A 17,149-nucleotide genomic window follows, 5' to 3' on the forward strand; every position below is an offset into this window, starting at 1 on the left:
GAGATAGAACGGGGATTCGGGGATGGCAAGGTGGGAGAGAAGGGATTGTGCTCTCGTTTTTATCTGCGCAGCAGCCGCACGCTGCGCACGTCTGCCAGCTCCTGCTTCAGCGCGCCTTCCGGCCGCATGAGCAGGGACTGCGCTCCGGCCTTCAGCCGCAGGGTGCCTGCCGACTGCTCGCGGAAGGTCTCATAGCCGCCGGTGGCCTGCACCACGCCCTTCACGCTGGTGCTTTCCGCTTCGATCACGTAAGCGTCGCCTGCGCTGGCTTCGTCCGCCGCCAAAGTCACCCGTACCTCGTAGTCTCCGTCTGCGGGCACCTGGATCTGCCACTCGGCCACGTCGGTGTCGATGCGCCAGGGGGCCAGCACATTGAGCGCGGCGCGGTAGGCCAGCTTTTGCCCGTAGGTCCGGGCTGCGCTGGCGGGCAGGAGCAGTACACCATTTGCATCTGGCTGGATGGCCTGGCCCTCTTTCACATCCACCTGCTTCAGCGTGTCGGCCGTCCAGGGCATCTTGCGGGCCTTGGTCTGCGCCCGCGCAGCGGCCACCTGGGCGGAGCTGATCACGCTGGCTTCATTGCCCCAGGCGTTGCGCACATAGCTGAGCACATCGGCGAGTTTTGCATCATCCAGCACGGGGTTTTCTCCCTGGCCGGGCATGGCGAGGTTCCACTTCTGCCCGTTGACCTCAATCTCTCCATACAAGCCGTGCAGCGCGATGCGGATGATGCGTTCCGGTTCTCCCGTGGCCCACTCGCTCTCCGCCAGCGGCGGGGCCACATTCGGGATGCCATAACCCGTGGGCTGGTGGCAGAGGCCGCACACCGTTTGGTAAACTGCCGCTCCGTGCTCGATCTGCTGGCGGGCTGCCTCCGTGAGCGGCTGCTTGCGTGCTGAAGTGATGACGCTTTCCGCGCCCGGCCACGTGAGGCACATGCGGAGGCGCTGTACCTGCTCGCGGGTGGCGATGTCCCGCTGCGCCGCCAGTTCATCGAGAAAGGCGGGTCTCGCCTCCAGCTTTACTGGTTTGATCTGCCGTGGGTCATTCGGCTGCGTGGCCAGAAAACCCTCCACCAGCGCCGCGCGCTGCCAGCCGGAGTGCTGCCCGATCCGTGCCACCACGTCGGCGGCCCGGGCATCCATGCTGATGAGCTGGCTGAGCAGACGCAGCGTTTCGCGATGGTGGGCGCTCTCCTGCTGCCACTCCGCGTGTTTCAGCAGCAGGTCCAGCATCTCTATCTCCCGGCCATGCAGGCCCGTCATGGCGGCGATGCGGCTGAGATCATCCTCATGCTGGGTGAGATGCTGCGCCAGAGCGGCGGTGCTCTGCGGCCTGAGCAGCGCCTGCAAGCGCACGCTGTCATCCGGCTCGGCCTGCAGGGAGATGTTTGCGCCCAGTCTCGCGGCGGCGGCGCGCACCCGTGGATCGGCATCCTGAGCGGCTTTGTCTAAAACCGGCTGTGTCAGCCTGCCCGTGCCCTCCAGGGTCCATAGGGCATGCAGCCGCTGCAGCGGTGCGGTCAAACGATTGGGATCTCCGATGTCGGCCTGGCGCTCCACCAGCAGGCGCTGCGCGGTGTTGCGCTGCCAGCCATTCGCGTGGCCCAGCGCTTCCACCAGCTTTGCGGTGCTGGCCTTGGAGAGCGCCGGGCGTGGGCGCAATGCGCCGCCCTCGTACACGATCCGCCAGATGCGGCCGTGGTCGTTGCCCTCGTAGAGCTTGCGCTGCTCGATCTGTTTGGTAAGCCATGGCACGATGAAGATCACGTGCTCGATGATGCCATGATACATGTCCGCGAGATACAGCGCGCCATCCGGACCCACACGAGCATTCACCGGGCGGAAGCGCTCGTCCGTGCTGGCCATGAACTCCTGCTCCGGTGGGAAAAAGCGCTGCGCCTGCGGTGAGATGCCGCCACTGAGCTTTAGCGTGCCCACCAAATGCCCGGCGGAGTCTGGCACGAAGACGGTGCCGTGCATGGCGGATGGAAACTGATCGCCATCATAAAAGCAGGTGCCGGAGACGATGGTGTAGGTGCGCAGGCGGCCGTCATCGCGCAGCTCCAGCGCGCCCAGCGTGACTGCTGGTGTCACGCGAATGGGGAAGCATTCGGCAGCGTCCTTGGCCACGTTCACATTCACCCCGAAGCTGCCGCGCCCGCCTCGCTGTGCCAGCTTCGCGAGGTTCGGGTGACGCAGCAGCGACTCCGCAGGGAGGAGGTCCATGTGCATGGCGCTGTTTTCATAGCAGCTGATGAAGCGGCCCGTCTCATCAAAGCTGACACCAAACTGCCCGCGGTGCGGCGTCGGCTCGTCGATGAGCCTGCCGTTTCTCCACTGGTAACGGTGCGGCCAGTCGGCGCAGTGCAGCCAGTTGTCGATGCCACGGCGCAGGCCGTTGGCGGTGTGCTGTGGATTTCCGCCCACGCCCATGGTGCCCACCTCGGTGCGTTTGTCGCAGCGCAGGTCGCCATCCGTGTCTTCGCAGAACCACAGCTTCGGCGGCTCCTGCAGCAGGATGCCTCCTTTGACGAAGGCGAAGCTGCGGGGCATGACGAGCTTGTCTAGAAAAACGGTGCTCTTGTCCGCCCTGCCATCGCCGTTTTCATCCTCCAGCACCACCACGCGGCAGATCGGATCTCCCTCGCCGCTGCCGTGCACATCGCGCATGTAGCCCTGGTATTCCACCACCCAGATGCGGCCGTCGGGATCAAACTCAAAGAAGATGGGGCACTGCACCATCGGCTCGCAGGCGACCAGCTCTGCGCGAAAGCCCGGCGCCAGCTTGAAGGTCCTGGCCTCCTCCTCCGCTGAAAGCACCGGCGCGGGCGGCACGTGGATGCGCTTTAGGAGGTCCTCGCCCTTCTCCCAGTCCGCCCAGCCCGTCAACGCCGAAGCCGGACGCGCCCGCGGCCGATCCGCCGGGATGGAGCCGCTCTGCGCAAAAGACTGCGCGGCAGTGAAAAAAAGTGCGATGGCGGCAATGCGTGCGTGCATGGAGCTACTACGCGGCGCGGTGCAAAGTTCTGCACGGCTGTGGGGAATTCGCCTCTTTGCGCGGGCGGCTTATTTCACCCGCCGCACACGCACCCAGGCGCTGCGTGTCTTTCCTTGGTCGCCGCTGGTGCTGGTGGGCGGGGCGAGGGGATAGAATTGGTTGAAGGGCGGGCTGATGGTTTCGCTCCACTCATCCAGCTCATGCCTGGCTCCGGGATAGTCTGCATCTTCATTGGCGGAGATGCGGAGGGTTTCTTCCAGACTGGGTTCGACGGGGCGGTCGGTGGAATGTTGAAGCTTGATCTTCGCGCTGACAATGCCGGCGGGATCTTCTGCAAGTTCCACTTCGAGTTGCTGGCCAACGGGGATGTCATTCAAACCAGTGGGGCGCATGCGAAGGGGGGCGTCTTTGGTGGGGGGATCGAAATCGACGGCGGTGCGATATTCCTCGGCGACGGAGAGGCTGGCGCTGGTCAGGGGATTGCTGCGGAGCAGGGTGTGGGACTGGAGTGTGGCGCGACCGCTTTTGAGCTTCTGGCGGGAGAAGGTTTCAAATTCCTCGGGCTTCACGGCCTGCCAGCTCGCAGCATCCTGAGAGGCAAATTCAAAGATCTGTGTTTCGATTTCATAGTCGTGGCTTTCGATGGCGGAGGTGGTGCCGGAATCGAGGTGGCTGAAATACAGGAGGCACTCGGTCGCTGGAAGATCGGCGGCGGCCATGACGGCGGGAACATCCGCCGCGGAGAGAAGATGCGTGCCGGGCGAATTCAAGGCGAGGGAGGTGGTGGCCAGGTGCATCTGCCGGAAACGCGGCTGCCACATGATGGCTTCGGGGACATCGCGCGCGAGCCGCCACTCAGTGCGCGCCGGCGGGGCGAGATGCTGCGTGAGCGCCATTGAGGTGTCGTCATATTCCAATTCTGTGCCGACGGCACGTTTCTCCCATGCGGAGGGAATGCTGGGCATTTCCGTGGGGTAGTCGTGCTGACGCGCGCTGGTCATTCGGCGGCGCGCGGTTTCATGCGCTGTGAGCGCGAAACTCATCACGCGGGCCTGGCCGTGTCTCGCACGTGCCAGCAGATCACGCAGCAGCGGCGCGTCATCCTGCCCTGCCTGGCGCGCGGCCAGCAGGGCATGCGCGGCATCGCTGTCGAGCGCGATGCCGATGAACATGCGGCGTGGAGGTGAAGGACTGGTTTCGGCTGCGGGCCCGGCGGTCCAGTCTGGCTGCTGCGCCACGGTCACATCCAGCCAGCGCCCCTGGCGCTCTGCGCCCCAGACCTGATCTGGTGGCGGCATCATCGCCACCACATGGGGGGCGACGCTGCTGAACAAAACGCTTCCTGTGAGCTCCTCTTCAAAGCGGTCGTGCCAGTCCATCCGGCCGTGAATGGCTCTGCTGGAAACGCCTTTCTCATCGCGTGCCCGGAGCCATGAGGTGGGCCATTGCACCGTCAGCGGCGGGCGTGGTGCAAAGGTGCTGATGTAGGAAACATGCGAGGCATCGATGCCGAGATCCGGTGGGGGCGTGTTGTCCAATACCAGCCGGGTGCCTTGCAGCAGCGTCTCATAAGCAGCGGGCACCAGGTAAAGCTGGTCGAAATGCTGATCCATCTCGCTGGGCATCCAGTGCTCGGTGCCCGCCTGGGCTTCCGCATGCCTGCCGGGTGTCATTGCGAGCGCCGCGCTGGAGACGACGCTGGCCTGTCCGGCTGCCTGTGCCTCTTCCAAATGATGTATCACAGCCGCGTCATCGCGCGGAGCTTTCATGAGCCATTCGATCATGTCCAGCTCGGGCATGCGGTAGAGGGTCTGCCGCACGGTGGTGAGCGCCCTGGTCTTGCTGACTGCGGCGCCGCCCTGGAGGAATACCACGATGCGCGTGCCGGCATCCTGCGGCGAGGGGAAGCTGGCCAGCATGCGCTCCTCCTGCGATGCCATGACGTCGCCCTTCCAGCGCAGACGCTCAAAGCGTGGCATGGGGACGGTGTGCTTGTCGCGCTCGGCACCCACTGCCGCATTGGCGTAAGTGAGTGGCTGTGTCTGCGGCGGCTGCAGGTCATGGCTGAGGGAGATTTCCAGGCGCACTTTCAGGCCCTCATCATCGAGGCGTTCGTGTTTCACCCGCATCTCGGTGCCGATGAGATGCTTCTCGGTCTTCGTGGTTTTAGGCCTCTGAGGGTCTGTCCGCAGATCCCACTCCGTGCCAAATGCCTGCTCCTTGCCGATGCTGAGGAGCGTCACATCGTCTTCATTCAAGACGCCTGAGAGCTCCACGAGCGTGCGCGCTTTGAGGCGCTCGCGCAGACCCTCGGGCTTTGCCGGCTGGGCCATTTCACGCTGCCAGTCGCTTTCCTTCACCGCGGTGATGCGGGCGGTGAGAAGAGTTGCCGGCTCCTGCGCTCCGCTCTTCGGATAAAGAGTGAATCCGAAAAGAAGCATCATCCAAAAACGCCAGTGCATGCACATGACCCAGGTGTATGAGATCAGGCAGGCGGGTGGCAATGCAAATCACCGCCGTCCTCGCTTTTTTGCCAGTCTGCGTCTATGTGACGGGCACTTCGCATGCCAGCCAGAAAGAAAGCCAGCGACAAACCGCTCAGCGGCAATGACTTGATCAAGGAAGTCTGCCGCCGCATCCGCGTGGCGCGCAGCTACTGGGATGCGCACAACAACCGCGCCTGCCGTGGCGAGCGCGAGAAGGCGCTGGCGCTGTATGAGACGCTGAGCGAGGCGGAGCGCGAGAAGGTGCCGCAGGTGCTGCGCGTGTGGCTGCGCTACCGCAGCGAGAAATATTTTGGCGAGGACCGCACGCCGCCGGGAGGTGGAAGGTGATGAATGAGAGAATGAAAGCAGGGCTGCATCCGCGCAATCGCTTCAACACACGCTACGATTTCCCGGCACTCATTTCAGTCAGTCCGGAACTGGCGGTGTTTGTGAAGGTAAATGCGCATGGCGATGACAGCATCGACTACGCAGACCCGCAGGCGGTGAAGGCGCTCAATGCGGCGCTGCTGCGTCAGGCCTATGGTGTTACGCATTGGGATATTCCCTCCGGGTATCTCTGCCCGCCCATCCCGGGGCGCAGCGACTGCATTCATCACCTGGCGGATCTTATTGGCCAGCGGCGTGGCGCAGATGTGCGCGTGCTGGACATCGGCACGGGGGCGAACTGCATTTACCCGCTCATCGGTGCGAGCGAGTACGGCTGGAGTTTCGTGGGCGCAGAGGTGGATGCGGCGGCGTGCAAGTGGGCGCAAAAGATCGTGGCGGCCAATCCGGGTGTGGCGGGCTTGATCGAGTGCCGGTTGCAAAAATCGGCGGCGCAGTGCTTTCACGGCATCATCCGGCCGGGTGAGCGCTTTGACCTGACGCTGTGCAATCCACCGTTCCATGCCTCGGCGGCAGAGGCTGCAGAAGGCACGCAGAGGAAGCTGCGCAACCTCGGCGGGAAGACGACGGCGCTGAACTTTGGCGGCAGAGCCAACGAGCTTTGGTGCGAGGGCGGCGAGCTGGGATTCATCCGCCGCATGATTGCAGAGAGCGTGGACTTTGCGCAGCAGTGCGGGTGGTTTACGACGTTGGTTTCCAAGAGCGAGCATCTGCGGCCGCTGGAGAGAACACTGCGCAAGGCGAACGCGGCCGAGGTGAGGATCATCGACATGGCGCAAGGTCAGAAGAAGAGCCGCATGCTGGCGTGGCGGTTCTGAGAGAGTCAGAATTTGACAACGGAATACACGGAATACACGGAAGTCTGAATCAGATTCACAGGCATCCCACAGCAGAGCCTGAAGTTTGGAGATGAAGTGCGCTGACTGAGGGCGGAAAGCGGCTTGGTTTGGATTACGATGTCTAAAACAACACACGCCAACGCCACCCAGCCAGCACGCCATCACATCAACGTTCTTGGGCAGATGCTCAAGTTCATTCCACGCGGCCTCATCAGCAAAGCCGCCAAGGAGACCGGAGTCGATCTCCAAGCACGCACTTACTCCGTGCTCAGCCATCTGGGCACCATGCTCTTCGCCCAGCTCGCCCATGCTCTGAGCCTCAATGATGTCTGCGACTGGCTGCGGCTCAAGGCACGCGCCATCGCCGCCTTCGGCCTTACCCCGCCCTCGCGCAACAACCTCTCCAACTCCAACAAGGTGCGCGACGCCAAGTTTGCCGAGCTGGTGTTCTGGCGCACCCTGGCCCATCTCCAGCACTGTGATGCCAGCTTTGGCCGCCAGCGCCCCGGCGGTGGCAAACGCACCCTGCTGCACCGCTTCAAGGCGAGCATCCATGCGGTTGATTCAACCGTGATGGAACTGGTGGCCAACTGCATGAACTGGGCCAAACACCGCAGGCGCAAGGCGGCGGCCAAGATGCATCTGCGCCTCGGGCTGGGCAGTTTCCTTCCCACCTGCGCCATCATCGACACCGCGGGCGAGCATGACAACACCCGTGCCCGCGAACTCTGCGCCGGACTGCAGGACGGCGAGGTCGTCGTCTTCGACAAGGCCTACGTGGACTTTGACCACCTGCACGATCTCGACACGCGCGGCGTGCAGTGGGTCACGCGCGCCAAGGACAACCTCTGCTGCCGTGCCAAAAACAACCTGCCGGTCAGGCAGGGCGGCAGGATCGTCAAAGACCAGATCGTCAGGCTCACGGGCGCCAAATGGCGCAAGAAGTTCAAGGGCTGGACCCTGCGCCGGGTCGAGGCCTGGGTGGAGGTGGATGGCGAAGAGCGCCTGATGGTTTTCATCACCAACAACACCGACTGGAGCGCGGCAAGCGTGTGCGACCTCTACCGTGCCCGCTGGGACATCGAAGTGTTTTTCAAGCAGGTCAAGCAGACCCTCAAGCTCGGCGACTTCCTCGGCCACAGCGCCAACGCCATTCGCTGGCAGGTGTGGACGGCGCTGCTGGTGTATGTGCTGCTGCGCTACGCGGCGCACATCAGCCAGTGGGCGCAGAGCTTCACGCGGCTCTTTGCCGTCGTGCGCGCAGCGATGTGGGAGCGCCTGGACCTGCCGGGACTGCTGAGAAGTTATGGGACAGCAGGAGGCAGTTTTACCCTGCTTGGAGCTCTTCATGCTGCATGGCTCCCAGGGTTTGAGCCCACGAGTGTGTCATCATATGGGACAGCATCCGCCTGATCTGCGCAGCAAACACACCCAAACTTCAACTCGCCTTCCGCCACTTCAGCCTCTCCTGCACTCACAAACTCAAGGCTTTGCACCTCTCTTTGCTCTGCCTATGGGATGACTGTGAATCAGATTCATTTTTCCGTGTATACTGTGTATTCCGTGGTTGATGCTTTCTGATCTCCGCATCTCTGCTGCAAAGACGGAAGAATGCGCCGAGGTGTTCGTATGCCTTCCCTCATGAAACCATCGCTCGCTTGTTTTTCGTTTCTCCTTCTGGCCTCCGCACTGCATGCCGAGGTGAAACTGTCCAAAGTCTTCACGCCGCACATGGTGCTGCAGCGCGGGATGGCGGTGCCGGTGTGGGGCACGGCGGCGCCGGGAGAGAAGGTGACGGTGGCCTTCGCGGGGCAGAGCAAAACGGCCACGGCGGATGCCAAGGGCGCGTGGAGCGTGAAGCTGGATGCGCTGAAGGCGAGCACGGAGCCGCGCACGCTGACCATTGGTGACAAGAAGATCGACGATGTGCTGGTGGGCGATGTGTGGATCGGCTCCGGCCAGTCCAACATGGACATGGTGGTGGCCAGCTACACGCAGAATGATCCCGTGCTGGATGCCGCCTCAAAGCAGACCTACCCACACCTGCGCCTGCTGCGCAAGGAAGGCAATGCCGTATGGGAGCAGGCCACGCCGGAGACAAATGTGAAATTCAGCGCGCTGCTGTTCTCCTTTGGCTTTCCTTTGCAGAAGGAACTGGGCGTGCCCGTGGGCCTGATGGTGGGGGCGGTGGGCGGCACGCCGTCCGGTTTCTGGCTGAGCGAGGAGATGTATCGCAGCGATGCCGCCTGCGCCGCAGCGGTTAAGGCTTTCGCGCCGACGTATAAGTATGACGAACTCGTGGCCAAGTATGCCGTGGACAAAGCCAAGTGGGATGCCGACGTGGCCGTGTGGAAACCGCTGGCCGAAGCCGCGAAGAAAGAGGGCAAGCAGCCGCCTCCGGCACCGCGTGCGCCGCAGCCTGTGGGCAAGGCGGGCGAGACCAACACCGGCAAAGTGGGCCAGCTCTTTGAGGCTTACATCCGCCCCTATGTCGGCTACGGCATCAAAGGCGTGCTGTGGGACCAGGGCGAGAGCCGCACAAACATCGTCGGCGTGGATCAGGTCACGCTCATGGGTGCTCTCATCGGCGGCTGGCGCAAGGCCTGGGGGCAGGGCGACTTCCCCTGGCTCTACGTGGAGAAGCCCAGCGGCGGCGGCTGCGCCTACGACTACTCGCAGCCGATGAACCGTCTCGCAGAGAAATTCGCGCCGCTGCCAGCGACGATTCCGAACAATCCAGACAAGGAGTACTCGCACGTGGCCTTTGAGCAGATCATGAAGTACAAGAACACACACATGGTCATCAGCAGCGACCTGGGCAACGGCATCCACCCGCCGAACAAGTCCGGCTATGGCGCGCGCGCCGTGCAGGTGGCGCTGGCTGTGGCGTATGACAAAGGCAATGAATACCTGGGCCCGCAGCTCGCCTCCCACAGCGTCCAGGGAGACAAGATCATGCTGACCTTCAACCACATGGGTAAAGGACTCGTCTTCAAGAATGGTGACAAGCTGCAGGGCTTCATGATTGCCGGAGCGGACAAGAAATTTTACTGGGCAGATGCACGCATCGACTGGGCCAGCATCTTCGTTTCCAGCAAAGATGTACCGAAGCCAGTGGCCGTGCGCTACGCGTGGAGCAACGCCTTCCAGTGGGCCAACTTGTTCAACAAGGACGGCCTGCCCGCGCAGCCGTTTCGGACGGATGCTTGGTGAGAAACGAGGCATGTGTCTTGCCTGTCATGAAACCCGCTTACGCACACGCGTAGGCGGCAGCATAGTGGTCCGCACAGTCCTCTGTGCGGCACGCAAGCCCCCTGATTTGCAAAATCACGCTATGCTGCGCAGAATCCATCATCCCCTCGATGCTGAGGCCAAATATGAGGCAAGGTTGAACGGGTGCACGAGGGCTATGTTGGTTAGCAAGTCCTGGGCGGTGCGAACCGCACGGAGGACTGTACGGACCACTATCCTCCGGGCTGCAGTCCGCTCGGCACCTTCTCCGGCACCGTCCTATCATACCCATCGCTGCTCAGCGCTTCCAGAAATGCGCGGATCTTCGCGTGGTCTTCCGGCAGCAAATTCATCTGGCGAAAGAGGGGATCAATCGGTGGCAGCGTGCTCACATCGCCGCCTTCCAGCGTCTCGGCGGCCTGGTCCATGAGGCGGTCGTAGAAGAGGAGGACTTCATCCAGCGTGAGGCTGCCGCCGTGGTGCATGTAGGGGGCGGTGTGCGTGAGATTGCGCAGCGTCGGTGTGCGGAATTCGGTGCGGTTCGTGGCGCTGTCGGTGAGGCCGATGGCGTGCAGCTTGTAGTCGGAGAGCATGGGGCCGTTGTGGCAGAGGGCGCATCCGGCTTTTTGAAAGGCGGCCATGCCCTGCTGCTGCTCGGCGGTCATGGCGGCTTTGTCGCCCCGCATGAAGCGGTCGAAGGGTGAATCTGGCGTGATCAGCGTGCGCTCATACGCGGCGAGGGCCTGCGTGACCTTGTCTGCCGTGATCTCGGTTTGAAACAGCTTCACGTATTCCGGCACAGCCTTGAGCCGCGCCACCATCTGCGGCACGGCATCGGCCTCGCTGCTGGCATGCCCGCGCATTTCTTCAAACTGGCGGATGGGCGCGAGCGCCTGCGCCTCCAAGCTGTGGGTGCGGTTGTCCCAGAACATCGGGGCCTGCGCGGGATCGTAGGGCTTGCCTGACACGATGCCGTTGAAGGCCACATTGAGGATGGTGGGCGTGTTGCGCGTGAGGGGGAGGAAGGCGGCGTCTTTCACCAGTCGCCGCGCAGGGCCGAGGCCGCTGGCGTGCACGCCCAGGGGCGTGGGGCGGGCATCTGCCCAGCCGTGCTGCGGATGGTGGCAGGTGGCACAGGAGACGTCCTGTGTGGCGGAGAGGATGGGATCAAAAAACAGCAGGCGGCCCAGCGCGATCTTCGCGGGTGTGTCTCCTGGCAGCGCGGCCGTGCGTGGCAGCGCTTCAATGCGGGTGTCCGGCAGCGGTTCGGCTGCCGCAGTCGCAGATGCGAGGATCACGACCAGGGTGGTGAGCATGTGGAATCAACGTGCGGAGGCTGGCGCTTCATCCAAACGCCGGCCCGCGTGCCGCAAAAATTCGGCCAGTTCTCGCTCCGCCTGCGCGGTGCGGGCGTGCCCTGCGGCACGATAGGTTTTGGCGCGAAACTCCAGGAACTGGCGCTGCCACGGGGGATTCGGCTCAAACAGGGCGAGGACTTCGATCTGCTGCGCCGCGGGCAGCAGTGCCAGGATTTCCACCAGCGTGTTCAGGCGGGTGGGATCGGCGAGGCCACCAGGGAAGGGCTTGAGTAAGAGCTGCGCGAACTGCGGCGCGAGATCGCGATTGGCGGCGGCGAGCGGTGGCACCAGCGAGAGTGCGGTCTGCACGTTGGAAAGGCGCGCCCAGATCTGCGGGCGCAGGGCCTTGAAGCCTTCCAGGAGGTGGGAGGTAGCATCGTCATAGGCCTCCTGCCGGAAGGCGGAAAGCGCCGCGGCGAGGTGGGCATCGGCAGGCCAGTCTGGAAGCACGGCATGATAGTGTGGTAGGAACTGCTCGGCAGTGCCAGCCTGGGCGGTGGCCTCCAAAAGCATGAGCTGCTCGGCGGGGCTGCCGGCCTGGCCGGTCCAGGCCTCGAGCACGCCGGGGAAGTCACCTTTGGCAAAGGCGGCGGCAGCTTCGGCGCGGCGCTGGTTTTCCTCGCTGAGATCATCGGGCAGGGAAAAGGTGGCGCCGTCTGCGGCCAGCATGCGCTGGCGCTCGTAGCCAAGGCGGTCGCGGTCGATCTGCGGCGCGAGGTGCGCGGGCACGTCCGTTTCCTGCTCCAGCGCCAGGGCCAGCACCTGGGTGGTCTCGAAACTGTTGTCTTTGGAAAGCGCGCGGGCAAAGCCGTACTCCAGCAGGTTGCGGTCGTCGGTGTTGATGTGGGCGGGTTCGGCCTGAAACAGGCGGCGGGCGAATTCGGGCGAGGCGAGATGACGCGCCAGCACGCCCTCCGCGGAGTTCGTGAGCCACACGCGTTTCAGCGCTTCGGCAAACAAGGGCTGGGCACTGCGGGTGCGCAGTTGCTCCATGGTATATCCTGGTGCCGAAAGATGCCCGATGAAGAGCAGATCATTCGGGCCGGAAATCCAGGTCTCCACATGCGGAAACACGGAGGTGAGCGTGGCGTACACCTGACGGATGGCCTGCGCATCCACTTCATAACCCTGCACCCATTGAGCGAAGAGGCCGTGCTCATTCAGCCGGGCCTTGGCGGCTGCATAAAACTCCTGCGTGAAGAGGGTGGAGACTCCGGCGCGGTAGGGATTTGAAGGCTCGGAGATGATGAGGTCGTAGCGGCCGCCGTGCGCCAGCAGCGCCTCGCGGGCATCGCCGGGAATGAGGCGCACGTTGGATTTGCTGAGCACGCTGCGATTCACCGGGGCGAAGTGATCGCGGGCGAGCACGGCCATGGCGGGTTCGAGTTCCACCACATCCACCTGTTTCATCTCGGGCACATCGGCCACCCAGCCCGCAGTGGTGCCGGTGCCGAGGCCGACGACGAAGGCGCTGTGCGGCGCGGGGTGCAGCATGGCGGGCACGAGACCCTGCATGATCTGCGTATCCGCATCGCCAAAGGCGGAGCCGTCGGACTTGCCGTTCACGTAGAGGCAGTAGCCGTCGTCGCTGCTCACGGCGGCCACGCTGGCCTCACGGCCTTCAAATTCGTGCGCGATCTTCCAGCGGCTGGCGTGCAACCAGCCGCGCAGGCCATTGATGGAAGCGGGCAGCGCCTCTACGCGGCCGTAGCCGATGGGCTTGTGCCGCCATGCCGCGCTGGGCCCGCTGCCCGCAAACATCAGAGCGCCCGCCGCGAGCCACAGCGCCGCCAGCGCAGGCCCGGACAGGATGGAGAAAGACCGCAGCCCCAGCAACGCCGCGCCCAGGCTGAGCAAAAGGGTGAGCACCAGCACCGCCTGCCAGGCCCCAGGCGCGCTGAGCCATGGCAGCAGGAGAAAACCACCCGCGAGAGAGCCGGTGATGGCTCCCAGCGTATTCGCCGCATACGCAAAGCCCACATGACGCCCCGCATTCCGGCTGCCGCTCCCCAGCAGGCCCACCAGCAGCGGGAACTGCACGCCCGCGAGGACGGAGGGCATGAAGACGAGAAGACCGCCGATCAAGCTCCAGCCGGTGATCTGCCCCGCCAGCCCGAGCGAGCGCAGTTGATTCACCTCAATGGCAAACACCGCGATGCGGTCTCCCAGCGCCCAGGGCAGCGCGAGAAACAGCGCCTGCCACGCCGCCACGCGCGCCAGCGCGCCCAGGGTGACCGCTCCCGCCCGCGCCGCCCACAGCGTGCGATACAGCAGCCCACCCAGCCCGATACCCGCCAGTGCCAGCGCGAGGACCAAGCCAAAGCCATAGACCGAGCTGCCCAGCAGCGGGGCCAGGATGCGAAACCACACCAGCTCGCTGAGGAAAAACGTGAAGCCGGTGATGCCTGCGACGAGGTAGATGAAGCGCCGCGTCAACTTTCCACTCGAATCTTCCTCCTCCTCCTCCTCTTCCTCATACTCCTCCTCTTCCTCCCTGGTCCGGTAGCTCGTCTCTCCCCGGGCCACATACCACGCCACAGCACCAATCACCAGATTCACGCACGCCGCCGCCACCACCGTGCCGCGGATGCCCCACAGCTCCAGCAGCCAGAAGGTGCTGCCCAGCACGCCGGCCAGCGCGCCCAGGGTGTTCACGCCATACAGCACGCCCAGACTGCCGCGCTGCGCATCCTGGTCCGTCTCCACCCACTTGAAGGCCGCGGGCAGGCTGCCGCCCATGAGCAGGCAGGGCGGGGCCAGTACCACCGTGGCCAGCAGAAGCTGCAGCAGCGTGGCCGGCACCACGCCCAGCGCCGCGATGCCTCCCGTGCTCAAATACAGCCACCGCACCAGCCCCAGCAGCAGCGGTGTCAGGAGCGCGGCGATCCCCACCCCCAGTTCAATGAAAGCATACAGCCGCAGCGGATTGCGGGAAGCTTCCGCCCTGCGCCCAAACAGCGCGCTGCCCGCGCCCATGGCCCCCATGAAGATCGCCAGCACCGCCGCCGTCGCTGGTGTCGCCCCGCCAAACACCAGCCGGAACTCCCGCAGCCACGCCATCTGGTAGATGAGCGCGCAGGCACCGGAAAGCGCCAGCAGCGCGGCGAGGAAGGGGAGTTTACGGTTGTTAGTGATGGGGACGCAGTGGGTTAGGGAGGATTGGATAAACAATCGTCAACCACCGTCAACTACTGTAAACAACCGTAACCTCCGGCCCTCACCCCACTGGCGTGGCCCAGTGCTCGCGGTACTCCCGCCGGAGCAGCTTCGAGGTATCGGCGACGGCTCCGATAAACTGCTCTTTGGTGGGATCAAACACCAGCGCGCTGCGGGTGCGGGCGGCGATGTTGCCGAGGTGGCAGAGGGAGGTGGAGAGGTGGTTGATGGTGATGTCGGCGTTCAGTTTGGCACCGGTGCGGATGGCGTCGAAAAAATTGGCGTGGTGTGCGGCGAGGTCGGGGCCTGAGGTGGGCTTGATGTCTTCGATGAGCTTGTTTTTGCGGCCGTAGATCTGCCAGCTTCCTTTTTGCTTCCCACCCACGACCATGCCCTCCGTGCCATACCAGGCGCAGCCGTTTTCGTGGCCTTCCTGCACGTAGGGCGACCAGTCGCGCTGTTCGTAGATGAGCTGTTTGGTTTTGCCTGCGATGTCATACTCAAAGGCGCAGTAGAGCGTGTCCGGCCACTCCTGGTCGTCGTCAAAAAAGAGCTTGCTGCCCTGGCCGATGATGCGGTCCGGGTGCTGCTGCACGCCTAGGCCCCAGCGGGCGATGTCGATGTCATGCACGCCGTCATTGCCGAAATCACCTGCGCCAAAGTGGTGAAACCAGCGCCAGTGGCCGGGATGGTAGGTGCTCTTAAACGGCACCTTCGGCACCGGCCCGAGCCAGGCTTCGTAATCGAGGTTCGCGGGTGGTTCGGTGTCGGGCTTGTGGCCGTGATTCGCACGGAGCTGGCTGTTCCAGGCTTTGGCCACCAAGATTTCGCCGATGACGCCGCTGCGCAGTTTTTCGATGATCTGGCTGATGCTGGCCGTGCTGCGGCTCTGCGTGCCCACCTGCATGGCCACCTTGTTTTTCGCAGCGGCTTCGATCATGAGCCGCCCCTCGCGCAGATTGTGCGAGCAGGGTTTTTCCACATACACATGTTTGCCGGCGTTCGCGGCGAGGATGGCCCCCGGCGCATGCCAGTGGTCCGGCGTGGCCATCAGCACGGCCTGCACGGCTTTGTCATCAAACACGTGGCGCATGTCGCCGGTGATCTTGGGCGTCTGGCCGGTGAGCTCCTGAATCTTCTTCGCCGCGGCTTCCGCGCGTTTGGAGTCGGCATCGCAGATCCAGGAGTAGATGACGTCATCGCGTTTGCACATCGTGTTGATGTGGTTGGTCCCCATCCCGCCGGGGCCGATGAAGGCCAGGTTGATCTTGTCCGCCCCGGCCGCTTTCACGAAGGCCGGAGCTGCGAGAGAGGCGAAGGCGGAGCGGCGGACGAACTGGCGACGGGTGAGCGTGTTCATGGTGCGGTGAATACGGCGGGAACCCACCCGGGCCTTGCATGGAGGCGCAGCATGCTGCAAGCCGATGCAGCGCGGGGCAGGAAGCCGCGCATTGCGGAAGGGCATTGAAAACTCGAAGGTTGTCGTCTTAAGAGGGTAGGTTTCGTTGGTTTTGGTGGTTCGTTTGGAAGGGGAGGCTTTTTTATCGCAGGCCGAATGATGCAGGCAGAGCGGGGGTTTCGTTGGTTTTGTTGGTTCTTTTTTGAAGAGCGCAGAATTTTCTGAGCGTGGGGTTTTGGCGGTTTTGGCAGTTCTTTTTGAGCAGAGAGAGTTTTTTTCGCGCTGCTGGGAAGGGGATGCGGCGGCTGTTTGTCCAAGCGGAGACTGTCCTCTGGGCGGGCCAATAAGGGAAAACACTGGCAGAACCGGGGTTGTGTCAGTTGTGTCAGTTCATTTTGGAGGAGCGTGTTTTTTTTGCAGGCGGATGCTGGGCCGGGAGGGTGGGAATGGAGCCGGGCTTCCTGTGTCTCACGAGGTTGGAGACGGGTGCCACGGATGGAGGGGCAGGGGGCTGTGTGCTATGGAAAGGAGGCATCACGGAGACATCTCATGGAGGATGACCAGTGATCTCTGTGGGATGCTTTCCATGATTTGCATGGATGTGCCTCTGTTTGCTGGCATGCATTCAATGAGTCAATCAGCTCTGCTTGCGGGGGGGGCATGCCATGAGCTGGTGGTTTGCGCGAAGATGCCTCTTTTTACTGCCTCACGTTCAAGGTGTCAGCTCTGCCTGCTCGCAGCGGTGGTGTGGGTTCATACCACGGGCTGGTCTTGGGACTGTCTGGAGTGACGGAGAAATTTCGGGCCCTTCTCAAAATGAACTGCCAAAACCGCCGAAACCTCCCCTCCGGCGGGTTTTCGGGCGGCAGTCATGAGTTGTGGGCGGGATGAAAAAATGTCTCGCTGTCTAAAAAGAACCAACAAAACCAACGAAACCTCCATCCCCCCCTTGAAACCTTCCCGCTGAAAAAAAGTCCCTCCCTGAAAAAGGAACTGACACAACTGACAAAACCCTGATCTTCCTGCCGGGGGGGATGGGATGGCGCTGGGTGGGGAAGCTTTCCGGGAGGGAGAGGAGGAGTAGGAGGAAGAGGAAGAGGAAGAGGAAGAGGAAGAGGAGGATGCTGACGCAGAGGGCGGAGCGGCTTGTCGCTTGAAAGCGGAAGCTTGGAGCGATGCTCCGTGATCGAGGACGAGTTCGAGTAGGAGGACGAGGACGATCTTGCTCCGACGTCACCGGTTTGACCCTTTGACCACTCCTTGACCTCTTGACTG

General features: G+C 63.3%; 9 protein-coding genes. 4 read left to right on the forward strand and 5 right to left on the reverse strand.

The features are described from left to right. Positions 1-59 precede the first annotated feature (59 nt). Positions 60-2,999, reverse strand: coding sequence for a c-type cytochrome (locus tag ACILSQ_RS26665; RefSeq protein ID WP_395746739.1), 2,940 nt, complete (start codon positions 2,997-2,999; stop codon positions 60-62). A 69-nt stretch (positions 3,000-3,068) separates the two neighbouring features. Beyond that, positions 3,069-5,462 carry a hypothetical protein gene (locus ACILSQ_RS26670; protein ID WP_395746740.1) on the reverse strand — a complete coding sequence of 798 codons (2,394 nt, stop codon included), beginning with the start codon at positions 5,460-5,462 and terminating at the stop codon, positions 3,069-3,071. 102 nt (positions 5,463-5,564) lie between these two features. Between ACILSQ_RS26670 and ACILSQ_RS26675 the strand changes: the two genes are divergently transcribed. The 4 genes from ACILSQ_RS26675 (at position 5,565) to ACILSQ_RS26690 (ending at position 9,943) form a co-directional block, all read left to right on the forward strand. Continuing rightward, on the forward strand, positions 5,565-5,834 hold the full coding sequence (locus ACILSQ_RS26675; RefSeq protein ID WP_395746741.1) for a Precorrin-3B methylase: 270 nt from the start codon (positions 5,565-5,567) through the stop codon (positions 5,832-5,834). Between the two features lie 11 nt (positions 5,835-5,845). Further along, entirely contained in the window at positions 5,846-6,709 is an 864-nt protein-coding gene (gene rlmF, locus ACILSQ_RS26680; RefSeq protein ID WP_395746742.1) for a 23S rRNA (adenine(1618)-N(6))-methyltransferase RlmF, read from the forward strand. Between the two features lie 138 nt (positions 6,710-6,847). Beyond that, positions 6,848-8,143, forward strand: a complete 1,296-nt coding sequence (locus ACILSQ_RS26685) for an IS4 family transposase (protein WP_395746743.1) — start codon at positions 6,848-6,850, stop codon at positions 8,141-8,143. 228 nt (positions 8,144-8,371) lie between these two features. Beyond that, positions 8,372-9,943, forward strand: coding sequence for a hypothetical protein (locus tag ACILSQ_RS26690; RefSeq protein ID WP_395746744.1), 1,572 nt, complete (start codon positions 8,372-8,374; stop codon positions 9,941-9,943). A gap of 251 nt (positions 9,944-10,194) precedes the next feature. On the opposite strand, the gene ACILSQ_RS26695 is transcribed toward ACILSQ_RS26690, so the two are convergent. Genes ACILSQ_RS26695 through ACILSQ_RS26705 form a run of 3 tightly spaced genes read right to left on the reverse strand, consistent with a single transcriptional unit; the run spans position 10,195 to position 15,835 of the window. Next, complete coding sequence (locus ACILSQ_RS26695) at positions 10,195-11,277, reverse strand: cytochrome-c peroxidase (RefSeq protein ID WP_395746745.1); 1,083 nt, start codon at positions 11,275-11,277, stop codon at positions 10,195-10,197. A gap of 6 nt (positions 11,278-11,283) precedes the next feature. Beyond that, the gene (locus tag ACILSQ_RS26700; RefSeq protein WP_395746746.1) at positions 11,284-14,490 is read right to left on the reverse strand and encodes a fused MFS/spermidine synthase; all 3,207 of its coding nucleotides are present in this window, start codon (positions 14,488-14,490) and stop codon (positions 11,284-11,286) included. Positions 14,491-14,536: 46 nt separating this feature from the next. Continuing rightward, entirely contained in the window at positions 14,537-15,835 is a 1,299-nt protein-coding gene (locus ACILSQ_RS26705; protein WP_395746747.1) for a Gfo/Idh/MocA family protein, read from the reverse strand. Between the last annotated feature and the right edge of the window lie 1,314 nt (positions 15,836-17,149).

Source organism: Prosthecobacter sp. (genome assembly GCF_044227185.1).
Lineage (GTDB): Bacteria > Verrucomicrobiota > Verrucomicrobiia > Verrucomicrobiales > Verrucomicrobiaceae > Prosthecobacter.

Excerpts from the sequence above, each read along its gene's own strand:
- ACILSQ_RS26690 (WP_395746744.1), top strand. The coding sequence starts at position 8,372 with ATGAAACCATCGCTCGCTTGTTTTTCGTTTCTCCTTCTGGCCTCCGCA.
- ACILSQ_RS26705 (WP_395746747.1), bottom strand. The coding sequence starts at position 15,835 with ATGAACACGCTCACCCGTCGCCAGTTCGTCCGCCGCTCCGCCTTCGCC.
- ACILSQ_RS26685 (WP_395746743.1), top strand. The coding sequence starts at position 6,848 with ATGTCTAAAACAACACACGCCAACGCCACCCAGCCAGCACGCCATCAC.
- rlmF (WP_395746742.1), top strand. The coding sequence starts at position 5,846 with ATGAAAGCAGGGCTGCATCCGCGCAATCGCTTCAACACACGCTACGAT.
- ACILSQ_RS26670 (WP_395746740.1), bottom strand. The coding sequence starts at position 5,462 with ATGCACTGGCGTTTTTGGATGATGCTTCTTTTCGGATTCACTCTTTAT.
- ACILSQ_RS26675 (WP_395746741.1), top strand. The coding sequence starts at position 5,565 with ATGCCAGCCAGAAAGAAAGCCAGCGACAAACCGCTCAGCGGCAATGAC.
- ACILSQ_RS26695 (WP_395746745.1), bottom strand. The coding sequence starts at position 11,277 with ATGCTCACCACCCTGGTCGTGATCCTCGCATCTGCGACTGCGGCAGCC.
- ACILSQ_RS26665 (WP_395746739.1), bottom strand. The coding sequence starts at position 2,999 with ATGCACGCACGCATTGCCGCCATCGCACTTTTTTTCACTGCCGCGCAG.